The organism is Moorena sp. (assembly GCF_982860115.1).
Genome location: NZ_CEYLVT010000081.1, coordinates 1 through 16,005 on the forward strand (window position 1 = coordinate 1; position 16,005 = coordinate 16,005).

Sequence of the window (16,005 nt, forward strand, 5' to 3'; positions counted from 1 at the left end):
CTACAAACTTTACATACCAAGCATTTCAGGCTGTTTCGTCGCCCCCCCAGCTTAATTACCGAAAGTGATGACATTTTAATCGGATTAGAACGGGTTTTTAAACCCTTAGAGCAAAGCATGAAAGACCCCGCTGTCATAAACCTACGGCAGTTGGAGAGACTTCTGTTTAGAGCTTGGTGTACTTGGCTGTGCTATCCTACACGTTCATCGAAAGAAGAAGAAAATAACCAAGACCAATTTATTAAAGTGGTGGGGATGGTGGAAAATGCCCTCAGTCGCACTCCGGGTCCTTACTTTCTGGATCAGTTCGGTACTGTTGATGTAATTTTCATGCCTTATGTGGAACGGATGAATGCCAGTCTTTATTACTACAAAGGCTATTCTATCAGGGAAGAAAACCCCCGATTGGCAGCTTGGTTTGAAGCCATGGAAACCCGACCTACCTATCGTGGCACACAGAGCGACTTCCACACCCATGTCCATGATTTGCCTCCCCAGATGGGGGGTTGCTGGCAAAATGATAAACCCGAAACGTTAGTCAATCAGGCACGGGTGAACAATGGTCCTTGGGAAGGGCTACCGGATGTAACTTACCCAGAACCGGAAACCTCCCGTACTGAAGCTCTCCAACGAGTGCTTAAACACCGCACCAATATCATTCGAGTTAACCCCGCCGACGAGACCTTGTTTGATCCAGCCCTGCGTTGTGCCTTGACACACATGATTACGGGGGAAACCTGTATGCCACCGTTGGGTTCAGATCCTGCTCTTAGATATTTGCGCGACAGAATTAGTGTTCCTCGGGATATGTCTATCTATGCTGCTAAGAGGCTCAGAGAGTCTCTGGAAAAAACTGCCTCTTTAGTAGGAAATAGTCAAGGTTCTGCTATTCCCATCCGTCACCGACGTGACCAAGATCCAGCTAATTTTGCCAAGGCGATCTAGAATTGCGATTAGCCCGAAGGGCTACGCTACGCGATCGCACTAACTTTATCTAGGATATTAATCGTAGGGTGGGAAGTGCCTACCAACCCTATGGCCAGCTTGGTGAATCTGTCTGATCCACTGCCCACCCTACATCTGTTGGAGTCAGGAGTTAAAAGCTTGGAGTCATAATAAATTATAGCCATTGGCCAATAGCTCTAAATAGAACCTAAGTTAATTAATAAATTAACAATGACTAACAACGGCTCCAACAGATTAGATCGAATTGAAGCAACATTGTCTTGATGCAGTCGCTCATGGGGGAAACCCCCAAGACCGCACCGGTAGTCGCTCATGGGGGGGACCCCCAAGACCGCGCTACCTCGCTGCATCGCTAGAACAGATGCTAGCTGTTCAACGTGAACTACAAGAAACACAATTAAGGTTTCAAGAAACACAATTAAAGTTTCAAGAGAACCAACAACGACAAGAGACAATATTAGAACAGATGCTAGCTGTTCAAGCTGAACTACAAGCTGGTCAACTTGAACTACAAGAAAGACAATTAATGTCTCAAGACAACCAACAACGACAAGAAAGGATATTAGAACAATTGATTGGATATAGCATCACCCAAGAATCTGATAAATTAAATTTAGAGGAAAGAATGAATGCCTTAAAGCAACGAGTTAGAGGATTATAAAATCGGTGAATTCCCTCTTAGCTCAATTAATGCTTGGTTTTAGGCAAAGGGCAAATCCTAAAGTGGGCAGTGCCTAGCCACCCTATGACCAGCTTGGTGAATCTCCCTGATCCACTGCCCACCCTAGATCAAGCTCAATACAAATACAGGGTTCTATAGCAATGAAAACTAAATCTATGAATGGGGATAAGTCCCAACCGGCGAAGAGAAAGAATCATCTACCAGAAGCAGATAGTAAAAAGAAAGATAAGAAAAAATTAAATAAGAAAAAATTAAATAAGAAAAAACTCAAGAAACAAAAGAAGGCCAATCTCTCAAATTCAGAACGAAAAGTGTTCTACCACATTTCTGAGGCAGAAGGCAGCTCTAAACTTCTCAGGAAAATTTATGAAAAGGAGCTTGCCCGTCTGCAATTGGAACTGGTGAAAATGCAATACTGGGCTAAGCATACTGGTACCCGCATTGTGATTGTGTTTGAAGGACGTGATGCAGCGGGTAAGGGAGGCACTATTAAACGGATTACCGAACCCCTAAATCCACGTGGCTGCCGAATTGTGGCATTGGGTACACCGAGTGATCGGGAAAAGACCCAATGGTATTTCCAGCGCTATGTCGCTCATCTGCCCGCAGCCGGTGAAATTGTCTGTTTTGACCGCAGTTGGTACAATCGCGCTGGGGTGGAGCATGTGATGGGTTTTTGTACCGATGCAGAGTATCAGGAATTCATGGAAACCTGCCCAGAATTTGAGCGGATGTTGGTCAGATCCGGCATAATTTTGCTGAAGTATTGGTTTTCAGTCAGCGATGAAGAGCAAGAGCGACGGTTCCAATCTCGCACCACCGATCCCGCTCGTCGCTGGAAGCTCAGCCCGATGGATCTAGAATCTCGCGATCGCTGGGTGGAATATTCCCAAGCAAAAGACAACATGTTGGCTCACACCAATATTCCAGAAGCGCCATGGTTCACGGTGGAAGCTGATGACAAAAAGCGTGCTCGGCTCAATTGCATCAGTCATATTCTCAGCAAGATTCCCTATGTTGATATGACACCAGAACCTCTAGAATTACCCCCACGCAAGAAGGCTCCCAATAACTATGTGCGCCCACCTCTGAATGTGCAATTCTTTGTGCCCCAGTTGTATTGACATTTGGGAACGTCCTAAAATTCAGGACTTAGGGGTTTCTTCCTGTATATTATTTCATTATCCTTTGGCTGCTCAAAATACTGATAACCATTCCGAGAATTTACTCTAGGGTCAAGTAAAGACTGAATCTTTTTGGAGGTTTCTTCAATAGCATGTAGAATCCTGCCAACGATATCAGTTTGCTTAGCTTTAACGAGCAACAAACACTGATTAGGGTAAAAAACAACAATCAGCAAAGTATCTCTAGATTCCATCAATATTTTTTCGTTGTTTACCAGACTAGGTAAGCGGTTAATATAGTTGTGAAAATCGACTATTTTCTCTGCTATTTTTAGAGTTTCAGTTTTATTTAATCTACCTATTACCTGAGTAATTGGTAACTGTTTATAGAGGATAACTGCACCTAAAATGTCATCATGAGCAGCTACTAAATCCCTAACAAGGCTATCGTAATCTTGTTGTTGGTTTGACATATTGATTATGGTCATGGGATTAATTTTGATTAAACTACTCTAACAAAGGGAACAGGGAACAGGGAATAGGGATCAAAGTTATCTCAATTGCTACACGGATTGCTATCTTGATAGTCTTGATCGGTATCCAATAAAACTATGATCACACTATTCCTAAACTAATTTGATTTATGATTCTAATCCTTTGGCTTAGTTTGTCTGTATCAAATTAAACTTATTTGCTGGAAAATACTGTTATTGATTACCTTCATAACCGGTTGAATCCTAGAATTTGGTTTGATTGTATCTACAGAACAGTGTGTTAATTATGTCTTTGCTGATCCCTCAGCCGTGATTGCTTGACATCTCCCTTAAACAAAAAGCCACTGTAGGCAGTCATACGGTGTTCGTGGAAATCTAGACCTTCAATTTCTGCTTTTTCTGTAACTCTCAGACTTGAGGAAAGTATGCTTTTAACAAATAACCAAGCCAGCGAGCTCAAGACAACCGTTGACAGGTTTACAACAACAATGCCAAGTAGTTGAATAGAAAGCTGGCGGATACTATCTATCCCGCCACCACAGAATAGTCCGGCTACTGGACCATCACCAATACTATATAAAGCACCAGGTCCTTCACTGAAAAGAGCTAAAGCCAGTGTTCCCCAGACTCCACCAACAAGATGGACAGAAATAGCACCTACTGGATCATCAATTTTCATTCTGTCCCAGAAGTCCACTGAAAAGACTACAATTATTCCTGCAATCAGACCGATGGTGAGAGCGTTACCAATGGTAACGAATCGACAGGATGCAGTAATAGCTACTAAACCCGACAGTACTCCGTTAATAATCATAGTGGGGTCAGGCTTACTGTCAGGATCCCTTGGGTCAAACCAGGTAGTTAGAGCTGCGGCAATAGCCCCTGCACAAGCTGCTGTATTGGTCGTGAGGACAATATGGCTAATGGCGTTGGGATCTAAATTCGTCGTTCCGGGATTAAAAATGGTTGAGCCGGGATTAAAACCAAACCAGCCCAGCCATAAAATCAAGCAACCCAGAATCGCCAGGCTGAGATTGTGTCCGGGCAGCCCATAGGAGACGCCATCTATATATTTGCCCCTGCGTGGTCCGAGAAGGTAAGCACCTACTAAGGCACAGCAACCGCCTACGGAGTGAACTACGGTTGAACCAGCAAAGTCCCAAAATTTCAGCCCTTGTAGCCAGCCTCCTCCTAGCCAGCCTCCTCCCCAAATCCAGTGACCTGTGATTGGGTAAATGATGCCCACAAGTAGAACGCTGAACAGACAAAACCCAGAAAATTTGATGCGCTCGGCCACTGCTCCAGAAACAATAGTGGCAGCAGTTCCAGCAAAAACCAGTTGAAAAAAGAACTTGGCGTTGAGGGGTATACCAATATCTTTTAGTGAATAGAAGACACCGTTGTAGGCTTCTCCTATGGCTGGACTATTATCTAATCCTGAAAGGAAAAAGCCATTGAAACCAAAAACAGGGTTTCCATCACCAAACATGACAGCAAAGCCAACTACCCAGAAAGCTGCTGTAGACAGGGCAAACACAATCAGGTTTTTAGTCAAAATGTTGGCAGCGTTCTTTTGGCGGCAAAGACCAACTTCCAACATCCCAAAGCCCGCGTTCATGAAAAATACTAAACAACCAGTGAATATCACCCAGATAGTATCCACGGTGATTTGGAGAGATGCAAGGGTAGTCTGAAAAGGTGGATTCTGGGCTACTGCTACGTCGGCACACAACAGCATGATTATTGCGATCGCGGGCAAGCAAATTTTCCAACTTTGCAGCCTCCAACCGCTGGTGCACCTTGACCTTTTACGGTTTTGTTTAGACATTAGTAATCAAAGGTTTAGTGCTTAGAAGAAAAATCAATACTTGTAACCATATGCGCTACTTGAGGTGCCGTCAGCTTTCAGCCGTCAGCTTTCAGCCGTCAGCTTTCAGCTTTCAGCGTAGACCCCTGAATTAATTATTTTTTTGGCCTTGGGCTACTAGTGAAAACTCTTTTGGCGTAGATAAAACCCTAATCTTAAATAAGCCTAAGCCCTGAGTGACCATTAACTTAGCTTATCCTTACACTAGTTCCCTTGATTCTATGAGTAACTATAACTATTAATTCCCCGGGTACTTGACAGTGTTTGTCCAGTGAGGAGTTAAGCAGTAACTTACTCTTATAGTAGACGATATTTTCACTATTGTATGCTAGTATTACAGGTTTTCTTTTTTTATTCGTCGAAATATATTCCTTTGAACTCTCTACGCCTTGAAAAACGTAGATTCTAAGCGGATGTCACTTCGCGGGTTAAAACCGCGCTCCGTGACGCTTCACGATACGATCTAGACAGTGAATTTAGTCGGTATCGTTGTGGCAGGTTCAAGTCTGCTCTACTGACCTCGGCTAGGGGAAACCCTAGCTGTGTCACTACTTTTCGGAGAATGTTACAAGCTCCATTGCAGTCGGCATTAATCAAATCACCTTTGCTTGACCGATAAAGTCCACGCTTTACTCTTTTTCCGCTTGCTGCCCACCCCTGCGCTTTGGCGCACGCTTCGCGAACAGGTTTCGCGCCGAGCACAGGTAGGAAATCACGATCTAAAAAGCTAGCTTTGCTGGTGTAACTTTCTTCGGTTTCGATAAATTTAATTCCGTTTTCAATGCACAGTTGTTCGATCCTATTTTTTAATTTAGCAGTAGGGATTTGGACGAACTGCTGATTGTTATTTTTGCCAATATTGATACTGTCTTTATTCCGCTTATTCCAGCCAAACACGATCGTACTGACTAAGTTGATTTGGCACCAGTTAATAACGAATCTAGCAACTTTGTTCACATTGTCACGCATCTGTCGGTTACGCTTTTCGGTTACAGAAGCCAGTTGTTCATCCCAATAGTCTTGAGGCTTTCCTTTTTTGATTGCAGCAACACGCTTGTTGTACCACTGATTCTGTGATTTAATTTTCCTGCCATCTATGATGAAAGATTTTCCCACATTGGAGACACAAGTCAGCCAGTTATTGAGACCTGGATCTATACCTAAGACATTGTTCGTTTGCACTACTGGTTCAGGGTTTAGTCTCTCATATACAAATTCCAGGTAAAAACAGCCATTCCTTGGGACAAAGCGATATTCCTTGATCGACTTGAAGTCTATGTTGGATGGCATTGGCATCAAGAAGTGGTCAATCCCAAACCAGACTTTTATCTGCTTTCCTAAGGTAAATTTAAGTTGGCCTTTTACTAGCTTCACCCACCGAGCGGGATAACTAACTACAGCCAGACCCCCTTTTTTGCGGTACTTTGGAATTCTGGGCTTATCTACTAATTGCCCTTTGTCGTATAGCTTCTTGAGAGCTTTATAAGACTTAAAAGACTCAATAACTCCGTGCAACGCCTGTTGAGCACATGCAGATCTCATTGCCTTAAAGTGAACATTAGTCTTCATTATCTTGTCTAACTCGGCGTTACTGAGATATTTGCGGTTCTTGAAAAGCGTTTGACGACAATAATATATTCCGCAATTGGTCAGTTTATTGGCTTCTGAACAAATAAATTCTATAACTGCCTGATTCTCGGGCGTTGTAGTTATTAAATGCTGTTGGCAACCATACATATTGCATCGACCTTTTGCTGTGTTAATTTAATTATATACCCTGAAAAAATAATGATCAATAAAATGTCATAAAAAATTCCAATAAAAGTTGGAAGATCGAGCTGACATGGTGTGCGAAAAAAATCCTATAGCGTTATGACCACAGAAATGGCCTGGAACGGACTAAAAGAGATGGCAAAAGAATCTGGGTTAACTCTGTCTGAATTCTTAGAAACCCTGGGAAGAACAAAGCAACTTCCATGATACGATGGCCGGGATAAATCCCGGCACGCTGGCCGTAGGCCACGCTACGCGAACGCCGCCCACCTAATAAATTAGGTGGCTAACTCTCGCTCGTTGTTTTCCTGTTTTTTTACTCTCGTAAAATTTAATTATTCAGCAGTCAGCAGTCAGCCGTCAGCTCTCATAAGTCAGCTCTCATAAGTCAGCTCTCATAAGTCAGCCGTCAGAAGTCAGAAGTCATAACTCATAACTCATAAGTCATAACTCATAAGTCAAACTCTTGCGCTTACTTAGGTTTGAGACTTTTGTCATGTCCTAACTGCCCTGGCGACTGCTATAACTGTTCCCGTAGCGTGGGCGTAGCGCTAATCGCTGTTCGCTTACTGAGATGTAGCCAGCGAGGATTGATGATCGTGATTTTTTTTCGCATCATGGAAATAACTCCTTTTTAGGAGGGAGGAAAGCCGCGCTGGTCGTGGTTAACAGTTTTAACCAGCGCGGCTATTAGTATCGGTCGTAACTTTCTATAGTATAGATAACTCCTGGAAAAAATGCAAGGGGTAATTCAAAATAATTACATTTATTTACAAATAGTTTTTGTAGCTATTAATCTACTCAATTTTGTGTAATTTATGCAGTATTTTTTTTATAGATCAGGTAACAATAAACAGAAAATATAAAAAAAGGTTATCTGATAGAATAGCTAAGCTTTTTTTTATGGAAATTGGAGATTACTCAGTTATCACAAAAAACTCACACTCTATCTCCCGACTGCCTTTTTAGATCAATCCTATGTTTACATCTCAAGGAAAAATGCTATAGCATAGTATCAATTATCATTTACAAACTAGTTATGTTAACCCTTGATGAAATCGAAACGGCTATTCGACAATTACCGAAGAGCGAGATTCGAGAGCTGGCAGCCCGTTTACAACATTATTTAGATGATTTAGACAATAGGTGGGACCAGCAGCTAGAATCTGACCTAAAATCTGGAAAGCTAGATAGCCTGATTGCCAGAGCAGAAGCAGATATTGCTACCAATCAAGTTAAGGAGATGTAGGGTGGGCAGTGCCAGATAGAGATAACAGCAGCTGGCGATCGCATTAGTAAGCACTGCCCACCTTAGAGTTGATGACAATAGCCCAAGATATCAGCCCCTAACTAGCGGTGATCGCTACCATAAATAGTAGGAATAAAGACTTAGTTACACTGATTGCTTAGGTGGTTAATTTGCCAATTAATTTTCCTCTTATGGCAATAATTATTTTAGCCAAAAATTTAAAAAAAACTAATAAAAAATGATCTAAGCTGAAACTGTAAATAATCTCCTTAAACTATGGAACCATTAGCCGCTGCCATTTTCGCTATTGCTACTGTGCTCGCCACTAAAGCTCTAGAAAAAACTGGGGAAAATATCGGGCAAGTTTTCTGGGACACAGTTAGCGGGTTTCTGGAATCCCTGAGAAAACAGTCTCCAGAGACAGTAACTGCGATCGAGAAAGCCCCAGGGGTACCTCTTAATTATGCTGACGTGGTATTGGAGCTAGAAACAGCAGCGAAGGAAAATACTGAAGTTGCCCAAGCCATGGATCGTTTGGTGACTACGGTTGATGCTCAAGCTTTGCCTAACTTAGAGGAAATTCTTCAAAAGATTACCAAAGCTTTGGAATCCCATAAAGCTACTAGTGAGAATTACAACAACGTGAAGAACTTGGCCAGAAGGGATATTAATCAAGGTAATACTAATACTGAAATTAATACAGGATTCCAAAATATTACTAATAATAATACTTTTTGAGTGCAGTCGCCTGGGAGGCAGGTTAACCAAACTCGACCAAATCAAGCTCCCCCACTACCTCCGTATTATGTCGAACGCCCGGAAGTAAGCCAACGACTAAAACAAATTCTGTTATCCGAAGAAACCGCTAGAGCTGGCACCTTAGTTGTTAGTGCAATCTATGGTTTAGGAGGAATTGGGAAATCCACCTTAGCTGCCGCTTTAGCCCATGATCCAGAGGTTCAATCCCATTTTGCCGATGGAATTTTTTGGGCAACTTTAGGTCAGCAGCCTGATATTTTATCCTTTCTAAGTACGTGGATACAGCAATTAGGAGATTATGACTTCAAACCGATTAACATTGATAGCGCTTCTTCACAATTAAAAACGTTATTGTCTGATAAAAAAGCCTTGCTGGTGCTTGATGATGTTTGGAATACAGAGGATGCAGAATGTTTTGATTTTGGTGCATCGAGTTGTCAAATGTTGGTAACAACTCGTGAAGCTGCGATCGCTGAAATTCTCCAAGCCAGAGAATATCGTCTGGATGTGATGCACCCATGGCAAGCCATGGAACTGCTGACCAAAAAACTAGGACGTAACCTCACTGATACAGAAACTCAGGAAGCTGAAGCTTTAGCCAAAGAGGTCGGTTACCTGCCTTTGGCGCTAGAACTAATTGCTGCACAGGTTGCTGGTGGTACTCCTTGGAAAGTTTTATTACAAGATATGCAGCAAGAGGTAGCTCGCTTAAAAGGATTGAATCAATCAGGGGCTAGAGATGCTAAGGATGAGAGAAGTTTAAAACGCCTCAGCTTAACTGCATCATTAAACTTGAGCATAAAAAGATTACCAGAACAAGAACGAGAAGACTTTATTTGGCTGGGAATATTACCGGATGATGTAAACATTACTCAGGCAATGATTGCAACCCTCTGGGATATGGATGATGAGCGGGATGCAGCAGAGGAGTTGCGCTACTTCCAAGATAAAGCGCTGTTATTGCCTGGTATCCCTGGGGCAGATGGAACACCAACCTACCGTTTACATGACTTATTTCATGACCTTGCACGTAATTTATTGACTGCTTCTCCAAAACCGAAACGCAAGGGAAATCTACCAGGATTAGGCATAACTCTGCCTGCTGCTCATGGCACATTCTTGGATAAGTATCGAAATTTAACCGATAACAACCTCTGGCATACCTTACCCGATGATGGTTATATCTATAGCCACTTAACCTGGCACCTAGAGAAAGCCCAAAAGATAGATGACATTCATCAACTCCTTAAAGAAGAAACTCCAGCAGGAGATAACGGTTGGTATTGGCAGTGTGATAGACAGGGAAAAACTGCCAATTTTGTTAAGGATGTATCGAGAGCTTGGGCAATAGCAGCAGCTAAGTTTAAGGAAAATCCTACAGAATCGATTGGTTTACAGTGTCGTTATGCTCTGATTACTACATCCCTCAACAGCTTGGCCGGAAATATTCCTCCAGAGTTAATGGCAGCATTACTGGAGAACGAAATGTGGATGCCAGCCCAAGGACTAGCTTATGTGCGACAGATTAAAGATTCTAGTAGTCAAGTAGAGGGTTTGAAGGCAATCATTGAGTATCTTCCCCCTTCTTTATTACCGGAAGCTTTAGATTGCGCCAGAGGGATTTCGGATGAAGAAACCCGAGCCGATGCCTTAGGAGCCTTAGCCCCCAAATTACCCGATGTGTTGTTATACCAAGCCTTAGATTGCGCTAGACGGATGAAGTATTTATACTCCCGAGCTTTAGCCTTAGTCGCCTTAGACCCCCACTTACCCGAAACCTTGTTACCGGAGGCCTTAGATTGCGCCAGCTTTATTTTGGATGGATACTACCGAGTCAGAGTCTTAGTTGCCTTAGCCCCCAAATTACCCGAAACCTTGTTACCCCAAGCCTTAGATTGCGCCATAGAAATTAAGTATGAAGACTACAGAGCCGATGCCTTAATCGCCTTAGCCCCCCACTTACCCGAAACCTTGTTACCCCAAGTCTTAGATTGGGCCAGAGGGATTTCCGATGAATCAGACCGAGCCAATGCCTTAAAAGTCTTAGCCCCCCACTCACCGTCGTTACCCATAGCCTTAGATTATGCCAGAGAGATTTGTGATAAAAACGACCGAGTCGATGTCTTAATCGCCTTAGCCCCCCACTCACCGGATGTGTTACTGGAAGCCTTAAATTGCGCCAGATGGATTTCCGATGAATCAGACCGAGCCAGAGCCTTAATCGCCTTAGCCCCCCACTTACCCAAAACCTTATTACCGAAAGCCTTAGATTGCGCCATAGGGATTGAGTCTGAATACGATCGAGCACAAGCCTTAATCGCCTTAGCCCCCCACTTACCCAAAACCTTATTACCGAAAGCCTTAGATTGCGCCATAGGGATTTCCGATGAAGAAACCCGAGCCGATGCCTTAAAAGTCTTAGCCCCCCACTTACCCGAAACCTTGTTACCCGATGCCTTAGATTGCGCCAGAGGGATTTCCCATCAAAAATACCGAGCCAGAGTGTTAGGAGCCTTAGCCCCCCACTTACCCAATGTGTTATCGGAAGCTTTAGATTGCGCCAGAGGGATTTCCGATGAACACTTCCGAGCTAATGCCTTAATCGGGTTAGCCCCCCAGTTACCCGATGTGTTGTTACCCCAAGCCTTAGATTGCGCTATAGGGATTGAGTCTAAATACTCACGAGCCAGAGTTTTAGGAGCCTTAGCCCCCCACTTACCTGATGTGTTACCCCAAGCCTTAGATTGCGCCAGAGGGATTGAGTTTGAAGTAAACCGAGCTAATGCCTTAGTGGCCTTAGCCCCTCACTTACCTGATGTGTTGTTACCGAAAGCCTTAGATTGCGCCATAGGGATTTCCGATGAATTATACCAAGCAGAAGCCTTAGTAGCCTTAGCCCCCCACTTACCTGATGTGTTGTTACCCCAAGCCTTAGATTGCGCCAGAGGGATTAAGTCTGAAGACCACCGAGCCAGAGTCTTAGTAGCCTTAGCCCCCCACTTACCGGATATGTTACCGGAAGCCTTAGATTGCGCCACAGGGATTAAGTATGAAGCATACCGAGTATTAGCCTTAAAAGTCTTAGCCCCCCACTTACCCGATGTGTTGTTATACCAAGCCTTAGATTGCGCCAGAGGGATTGAGTTTGAATACCACCGAGTATCAGCCTTAAAAGTCTTAGCCCCCCACTTACCCGATGTGTTGTTACCGAAAGCCTTAGATTGCGCCATAGGGATTTCCGATGAATCAGACCGAGCCAGAGCCTTAGGAGCCTTAGCCCCACACTTACCGGATATGATGTTACCCCAAGTCTTAGATTGCGCCAGAGGGATTGAGTTTGAAGTAGACCGAGCTAATGCCTTAATTGGCTTAGCCCCCCACTTACCCGAAACCTTGTTACCGAAAGCCTTAGATTGCGCCAGAGGGATTTCCGATGAATACCGCCGAGTATTAGCCTTAGTCGCCTTAGCCCCCAAATTACCGGAAGTGTTACCAGAAGCCTTAGATTGCGCCAGATGGATTTGGGATCAACTCTCCCGAGTATTAGCCTTAATCGCCTTAGCCCCCCACTCATCCGATGTGCTACCGGAAGTCTTAGATTTCGCCAGATGGATTTCCAATGAATTATTCCGAGCTAATGCCTTAATTGGCTTAGCCCCCCACTTACCCGAAACCTTGTTACCCCAAGCCTTAGATTGTGCCAAAGGGATTTCCGATGAATTCCAGCGAGACGAAGCCTTACAGCACTTGATTGAAAACTTAACTCCTTCCTCAGTTGATTTTCCTCTTTGGCAACAAATTCTTGATAGTTTAGCTAGTCTAAGACGTCGCAATTTTCTTAAAGCTCTTCCTCAATTAGCTCCTTTAATCATCAAGTTTGGGGGTATTGAAGCCCTAAGAGAAACGGTGGTAGCGGTTGAAGATGTTAGTCGATGGTGGAAGTAGATAAGAGGCAATAGGCAATAGGCAATAGGCAATAGGTAAGAGTTAATCAAGGATAGAGGAATTATGATTAGCTTTACTGGGTGTTAAGGGAACCAGTGTTAGGATGTAGTTGATGCCTGTGCCATGGGGAATAATTGCACTGAAATAAAGTTCAGAAAATACAGAGCAACATCGCATCCCTAATTTCAAAATCTAATATCTTGCCATCGTCGAGACTCAAGGAAACGACTTAGATGTTTAACGTTAGTGGTAGCAATAACTAAACGTTGTCCTAAGTTTTCTTGTTGAAATAGTTGACACTGAGCAGCAATTATCACATCATTATCAATAGTTTTGTCATCAGCGGTCGGCATTCCTTGATGGCGAGACATTGCCCAAAGTTGAGCAGCATGACGCATAACCGGTTGAGTTATCGGTAGAAAGTCAATGATATTGCCCAGCTCATCAAGATTAGCTAAACCTTGATGTGATGGTTTTCTCATGCCATCTAAGATTAAACTTCTTCTAACTTCATAATCACACAAATCAGAACTCAGTACATAAACTCCTCTAGCTAAAAGAGAGTAAAGCCATTGCTGACATTGTTGTGCTTCTAATTTGTCATTGGGAGAAGATAATAACCCTAAAACGCCTGTATCGACAAAAACAATCATTATTAGCTATATAGCTTAGAGCCTTCTGGGCGAAAACTATCAACAATTTGTTTAAAATTTTCTAAATCTTCCTGTCGAATCTTAGCTTCTTCTTGTGTGATTTCCTCTTCAAGGCGTTTTCTTAGCCATGCCAGAGCAGGTTGATTGAGTTTAATTTGTTCTTCAACAGTGTTCCCTCTATGTCTTAAGTAGGGAGCAAAATGACTTTGAGTATTCTTTGCCATAGATTTTAACACCTTGTTTGCTTCATGGTTTACTTCATTTAGTATAGCGCTTATCAATTAGGTGAGGCTTGGGGGTGCATTTCATAGTAAGCATTCAGCTATGGTTTCAATTCATAATCCCGACTAAAATTTCCAGCAACTCGGTTAGCTCTTCTGGGACGATGTAGCGCTTGGGGTCTTGTTGTATGGAACGTTCAACGCGATTAAAAGTACCGAAACGCCAGTCTTCTCCGGTGGTAACAATGCCGTACAAAATTCTCTGGTCAGACTGGAGCCACTGATCAAGGGCAACCAACTCCACCGCCAGTTGAGTGAAGCCCCTTACCAGATCAGATTGTTTGGCTTCGATCACAATCAGGTTATGGTTGGCAATATAATAATCTAAAGTTCCCCGCAGGTGTTCGCTAACGGCGATGGAATATTCAATGTAAATGCGGTGATTAGTTAGATCGACTACTTCAAACAGAATTGGTGCGATCAGGGCTTCCCGACGGGCAGTTTCGTTGATCAGCTCAATGCGCTTGCGGTTACGCTCGATTTGGTGCAGCAGGGGTTCAATAGCTGCAGTGAAAGGCTGACGAGGTAGATCGATATGCGATCGCACAAGGGTACAGTCAAATTCAGCCAAGATATCTTCTAGGGTAAAAGGAAGGTTAAAATATTGCCTAAAGCTGTAAGGCTGTCCAGCTTTGAGAATGCGGCGACGGTTCATTTGTGGTTAGTCTTCATTTGTTTGTCTTGACGCTCTTGAGAGATTTCCTGCTTAATTTCCTGGACAAGCTCGATAATTTTCTCCCTTGAATCATACCCCGATTCTGTCAACGCCTGCTTTAATCCCTCTTGCAACTGTTTAGCTGACAGGAGTGGTTGCTGTTGATAGTTACTGACTTCCAAAACCTATTTACCTCCCCATCTGTTTCGTCAAAAAGAATAATTACTCGTACTGACTTAGGGGGAGTACCTTCAATTGGGTAGTCTAAAGATAATTGACCTGATGGATCGATTTTTCCACTAGCAGTAATTGCTTTGAGCATAACTCTTTGTGGGGGCGTAGTAAGTTAACTACTATAATTTTACAGTATTTTTCAATTGGGTAAAGTGGAAAGTTTGGGGTTTTAGGGAGTCGGGAGTCGGGAGTCGGGAGTCGGGAAGAGATAAGAGGCAAAAGGCAAGAGGCAAGAGGCAAGAGTTAATCAAGTATAGAGGAATTATTATTAGCTGGGTGTGGCGTGAACGGGTGTTAGGATTCAGTTTAAATTTATGATAAAATTAAAGTAACTATTCATAATAGAGGAATCCCTTATCAGTGTAGCTATGAGTGTAGTTATCCCTGACGACATTGTCCAAGCTAGCGAAATGACTGAGGATGAATTCAAACTTGAAATTGCCCTGATGCTCTATAAGCAAGACAAAATCAGCAGTGGTAAAGTCCGTGCCTGGACGGGGTTAACCGTGATTGAATTTCAGCATGAACTGCCCAAGCGCGGTTTAGATTTGAATTATGATGTTGCTGATTTTGAAGCAGAGCTTAAAACCCTACAATCCCTAAGTTTGCTGTGATTATTATTAGCTGATTATGTTTTAGGGAGTCGGTAATCGGGAATATTTTTCCATCAACGTTATGGATATTTCAATAGATTTAGTTCTGAGATAAAGCGATAATCTCGTTGATTTTTACTGAGTAGAGGAATTCGATTTTCAATAGCGGTAGCAGCAATTATAGCATCTGGGATTAGGAGTCCATGACTGAGATAGTAGCTGCCCATCAACTGTTCTGCTTTGAGGGATATCTGAGCATTGAGTTGAATGATAGAAAACTGTCTGAGGAATTTATCCAAAGAGTCTAATTCTTGTTTATTTCGGCAACCAACAATTAATTCTAGTTTAGTAATAATACTGATTTTCAATAAAGATGTTTGAGATTCTATAAGCAGGCGTTCTTTAGCAATTGAGTCGTTATTGGCAAGATCAATCAAAATATCAGTGTCAATTAGAATTACTGCCATTTTACCCCTGCCAATGCTTTTGTCTAATTCTTCTCACCCATTCGCTACTATTTTGAGTATCTTGTCGATCACTCCACATACCAATAAAAGGTTGATTGTCTAATTCCAGAGGATTAAGAGATGCCGGTTTTTTCGTTACATACTGTTTTTTGAACACCTCAATGATATCGGCAATAATGTTTTGAGCGTCTTCTGGTAGTTCTTGAATATCTTTGGTCAGTTGTTCTAGGTCACGCATAAGTCTTAGGAAGACTGTCCAATTA

The 16,005-nt window shown here is 42.8% G+C and carries 17 protein-coding genes; 7 read left to right on the forward strand and 10 right to left on the reverse strand.

Features of this window, described 5'->3' with window-relative positions; all coding sequences use genetic code 11:
• The 3 genes from AC4II3_RS15570 to ppk2 all read left to right on the forward strand — a co-directional run.
• On the forward strand, positions 1-945 hold a 945-nt coding region (locus AC4II3_RS15570; protein WP_488012833.1), incomplete at its 5' end, for a glutathione S-transferase C-terminal domain-containing protein.
• A 265-nt stretch (positions 946-1,210) separates the two neighbouring features.
• A complete protein-coding gene (locus AC4II3_RS15575; RefSeq protein ID WP_488012831.1) occupies positions 1,211-1,627 on the forward strand; it encodes a hypothetical protein in 417 nt (138 codons plus the stop codon).
• Positions 1,628-1,788: 161 nt separating this feature from the next.
• Positions 1,789-2,772 carry a polyphosphate kinase 2 gene (gene ppk2 / locus AC4II3_RS15580; RefSeq protein ID WP_488012829.1) on the forward strand — a complete coding sequence of 328 codons (984 nt, stop codon included), beginning with the start codon at positions 1,789-1,791 and terminating at the stop codon, positions 2,770-2,772.
• A 14-nt stretch (positions 2,773-2,786) separates the two neighbouring features.
• Here the strand turns inward: ppk2 and AC4II3_RS15585 are convergent, their stop codons facing one another.
• The 3 genes from AC4II3_RS15585 to AC4II3_RS15595 all read right to left on the reverse strand — a co-directional run bounded on the left by AC4II3_RS15585 (position 2,787) and on the right by AC4II3_RS15595 (position 6,870).
• Positions 2,787-3,245, reverse strand: a complete 459-nt coding sequence (locus AC4II3_RS15585) for a hypothetical protein (RefSeq protein ID WP_488012827.1) — start codon at positions 3,243-3,245, stop codon at positions 2,787-2,789.
• A gap of 301 nt (positions 3,246-3,546) precedes the next feature.
• Positions 3,547-5,094 carry an ammonium transporter gene (locus AC4II3_RS15590; RefSeq protein ID WP_488012825.1) on the reverse strand — a complete coding sequence of 516 codons (1,548 nt, stop codon included), beginning with the start codon at positions 5,092-5,094 and terminating at the stop codon, positions 3,547-3,549.
• A gap of 444 nt (positions 5,095-5,538) precedes the next feature.
• The gene (locus AC4II3_RS15595) at positions 5,539-6,870 is read right to left on the reverse strand and encodes an RNA-guided endonuclease InsQ/TnpB family protein (RefSeq protein WP_488012823.1); all 1,332 of its coding nucleotides are present in this window, start codon (positions 6,868-6,870) and stop codon (positions 5,539-5,541) included.
• A 1,075-nt stretch (positions 6,871-7,945) separates the two neighbouring features.
• Here AC4II3_RS15595 and AC4II3_RS15600 point away from each other — a divergent pair.
• From AC4II3_RS15600 to AC4II3_RS15610, 3 genes are all read left to right on the forward strand, one after another.
• Entirely contained in the window at positions 7,946-8,155 is a 210-nt protein-coding gene (locus tag AC4II3_RS15600) for a hypothetical protein (protein ID WP_488012821.1), read from the forward strand.
• A gap of 276 nt (positions 8,156-8,431) precedes the next feature.
• On the forward strand, positions 8,432-8,893 hold the full coding sequence (locus tag AC4II3_RS15605) for a hypothetical protein (protein ID WP_488012819.1): 462 nt from the start codon (positions 8,432-8,434) through the stop codon (positions 8,891-8,893).
• Entirely contained in the window at positions 8,894-12,859 is a 3,966-nt protein-coding gene (locus tag AC4II3_RS15610; RefSeq protein ID WP_488012817.1) for an NB-ARC domain-containing protein, read from the forward strand.
• Positions 12,860-13,044: 185 nt separating this feature from the next.
• On the opposite strand, the gene AC4II3_RS15615 is transcribed toward AC4II3_RS15610, so the two are convergent.
• From AC4II3_RS15615 to AC4II3_RS15635, 5 genes are all read right to left on the reverse strand, one after another.
• On the reverse strand, positions 13,045-13,512 hold the full coding sequence (locus tag AC4II3_RS15615) for a type II toxin-antitoxin system VapC family toxin (protein ID WP_488012815.1): 468 nt from the start codon (positions 13,510-13,512) through the stop codon (positions 13,045-13,047).
• 2 nt (positions 13,513-13,514) lie between these two features.
• A complete protein-coding gene (locus tag AC4II3_RS15620) occupies positions 13,515-13,736 on the reverse strand; it encodes a hypothetical protein (protein ID WP_488012813.1) in 222 nt (73 codons plus the stop codon).
• A 106-nt stretch (positions 13,737-13,842) separates the two neighbouring features.
• Positions 13,843-14,448 carry a hypothetical protein gene (locus tag AC4II3_RS15625; RefSeq protein WP_490722839.1) on the reverse strand — a complete coding sequence of 202 codons (606 nt, stop codon included), beginning with the start codon at positions 14,446-14,448 and terminating at the stop codon, positions 13,843-13,845.
• The gene (locus tag AC4II3_RS15630) at positions 14,445-14,630 is read right to left on the reverse strand and encodes a hypothetical protein (protein ID WP_488016618.1); all 186 of its coding nucleotides are present in this window, start codon (positions 14,628-14,630) and stop codon (positions 14,445-14,447) included. The genes AC4II3_RS15625 and AC4II3_RS15630 overlap by 4 nt, the downstream gene beginning before the upstream one ends.
• Before the next feature lie 82 nt (positions 14,631-14,712).
• On the reverse strand, positions 14,713-14,922 hold the full coding sequence (locus AC4II3_RS15635; RefSeq protein ID WP_488016617.1) for a hypothetical protein: 210 nt from the start codon (positions 14,920-14,922) through the stop codon (positions 14,713-14,715).
• 128 nt (positions 14,923-15,050) lie between these two features.
• Between AC4II3_RS15635 and AC4II3_RS15640 the strand changes: the two genes are divergently transcribed.
• On the forward strand, positions 15,051-15,296 hold the full coding sequence (locus AC4II3_RS15640; protein ID WP_488016616.1) for a UPF0175 family protein: 246 nt from the start codon (positions 15,051-15,053) through the stop codon (positions 15,294-15,296).
• 59 nt (positions 15,297-15,355) lie between these two features.
• Here AC4II3_RS15640 and AC4II3_RS15645 read toward each other — a convergent pair whose 3' ends face one another.
• Both AC4II3_RS15645 and AC4II3_RS15650 read right to left on the reverse strand, forming a co-directional pair.
• On the reverse strand, positions 15,356-15,742 hold the full coding sequence (locus AC4II3_RS15645; RefSeq protein WP_488016614.1) for a PIN domain-containing protein: 387 nt from the start codon (positions 15,740-15,742) through the stop codon (positions 15,356-15,358).
• A gap of 1 nt (position 15,743) precedes the next feature.
• Positions 15,744-15,980, reverse strand: a complete 237-nt coding sequence (locus tag AC4II3_RS15650; RefSeq protein WP_287256913.1) for a hypothetical protein — start codon at positions 15,978-15,980, stop codon at positions 15,744-15,746.
• Positions 15,981-16,005: the final 25 nt, after the last annotated feature.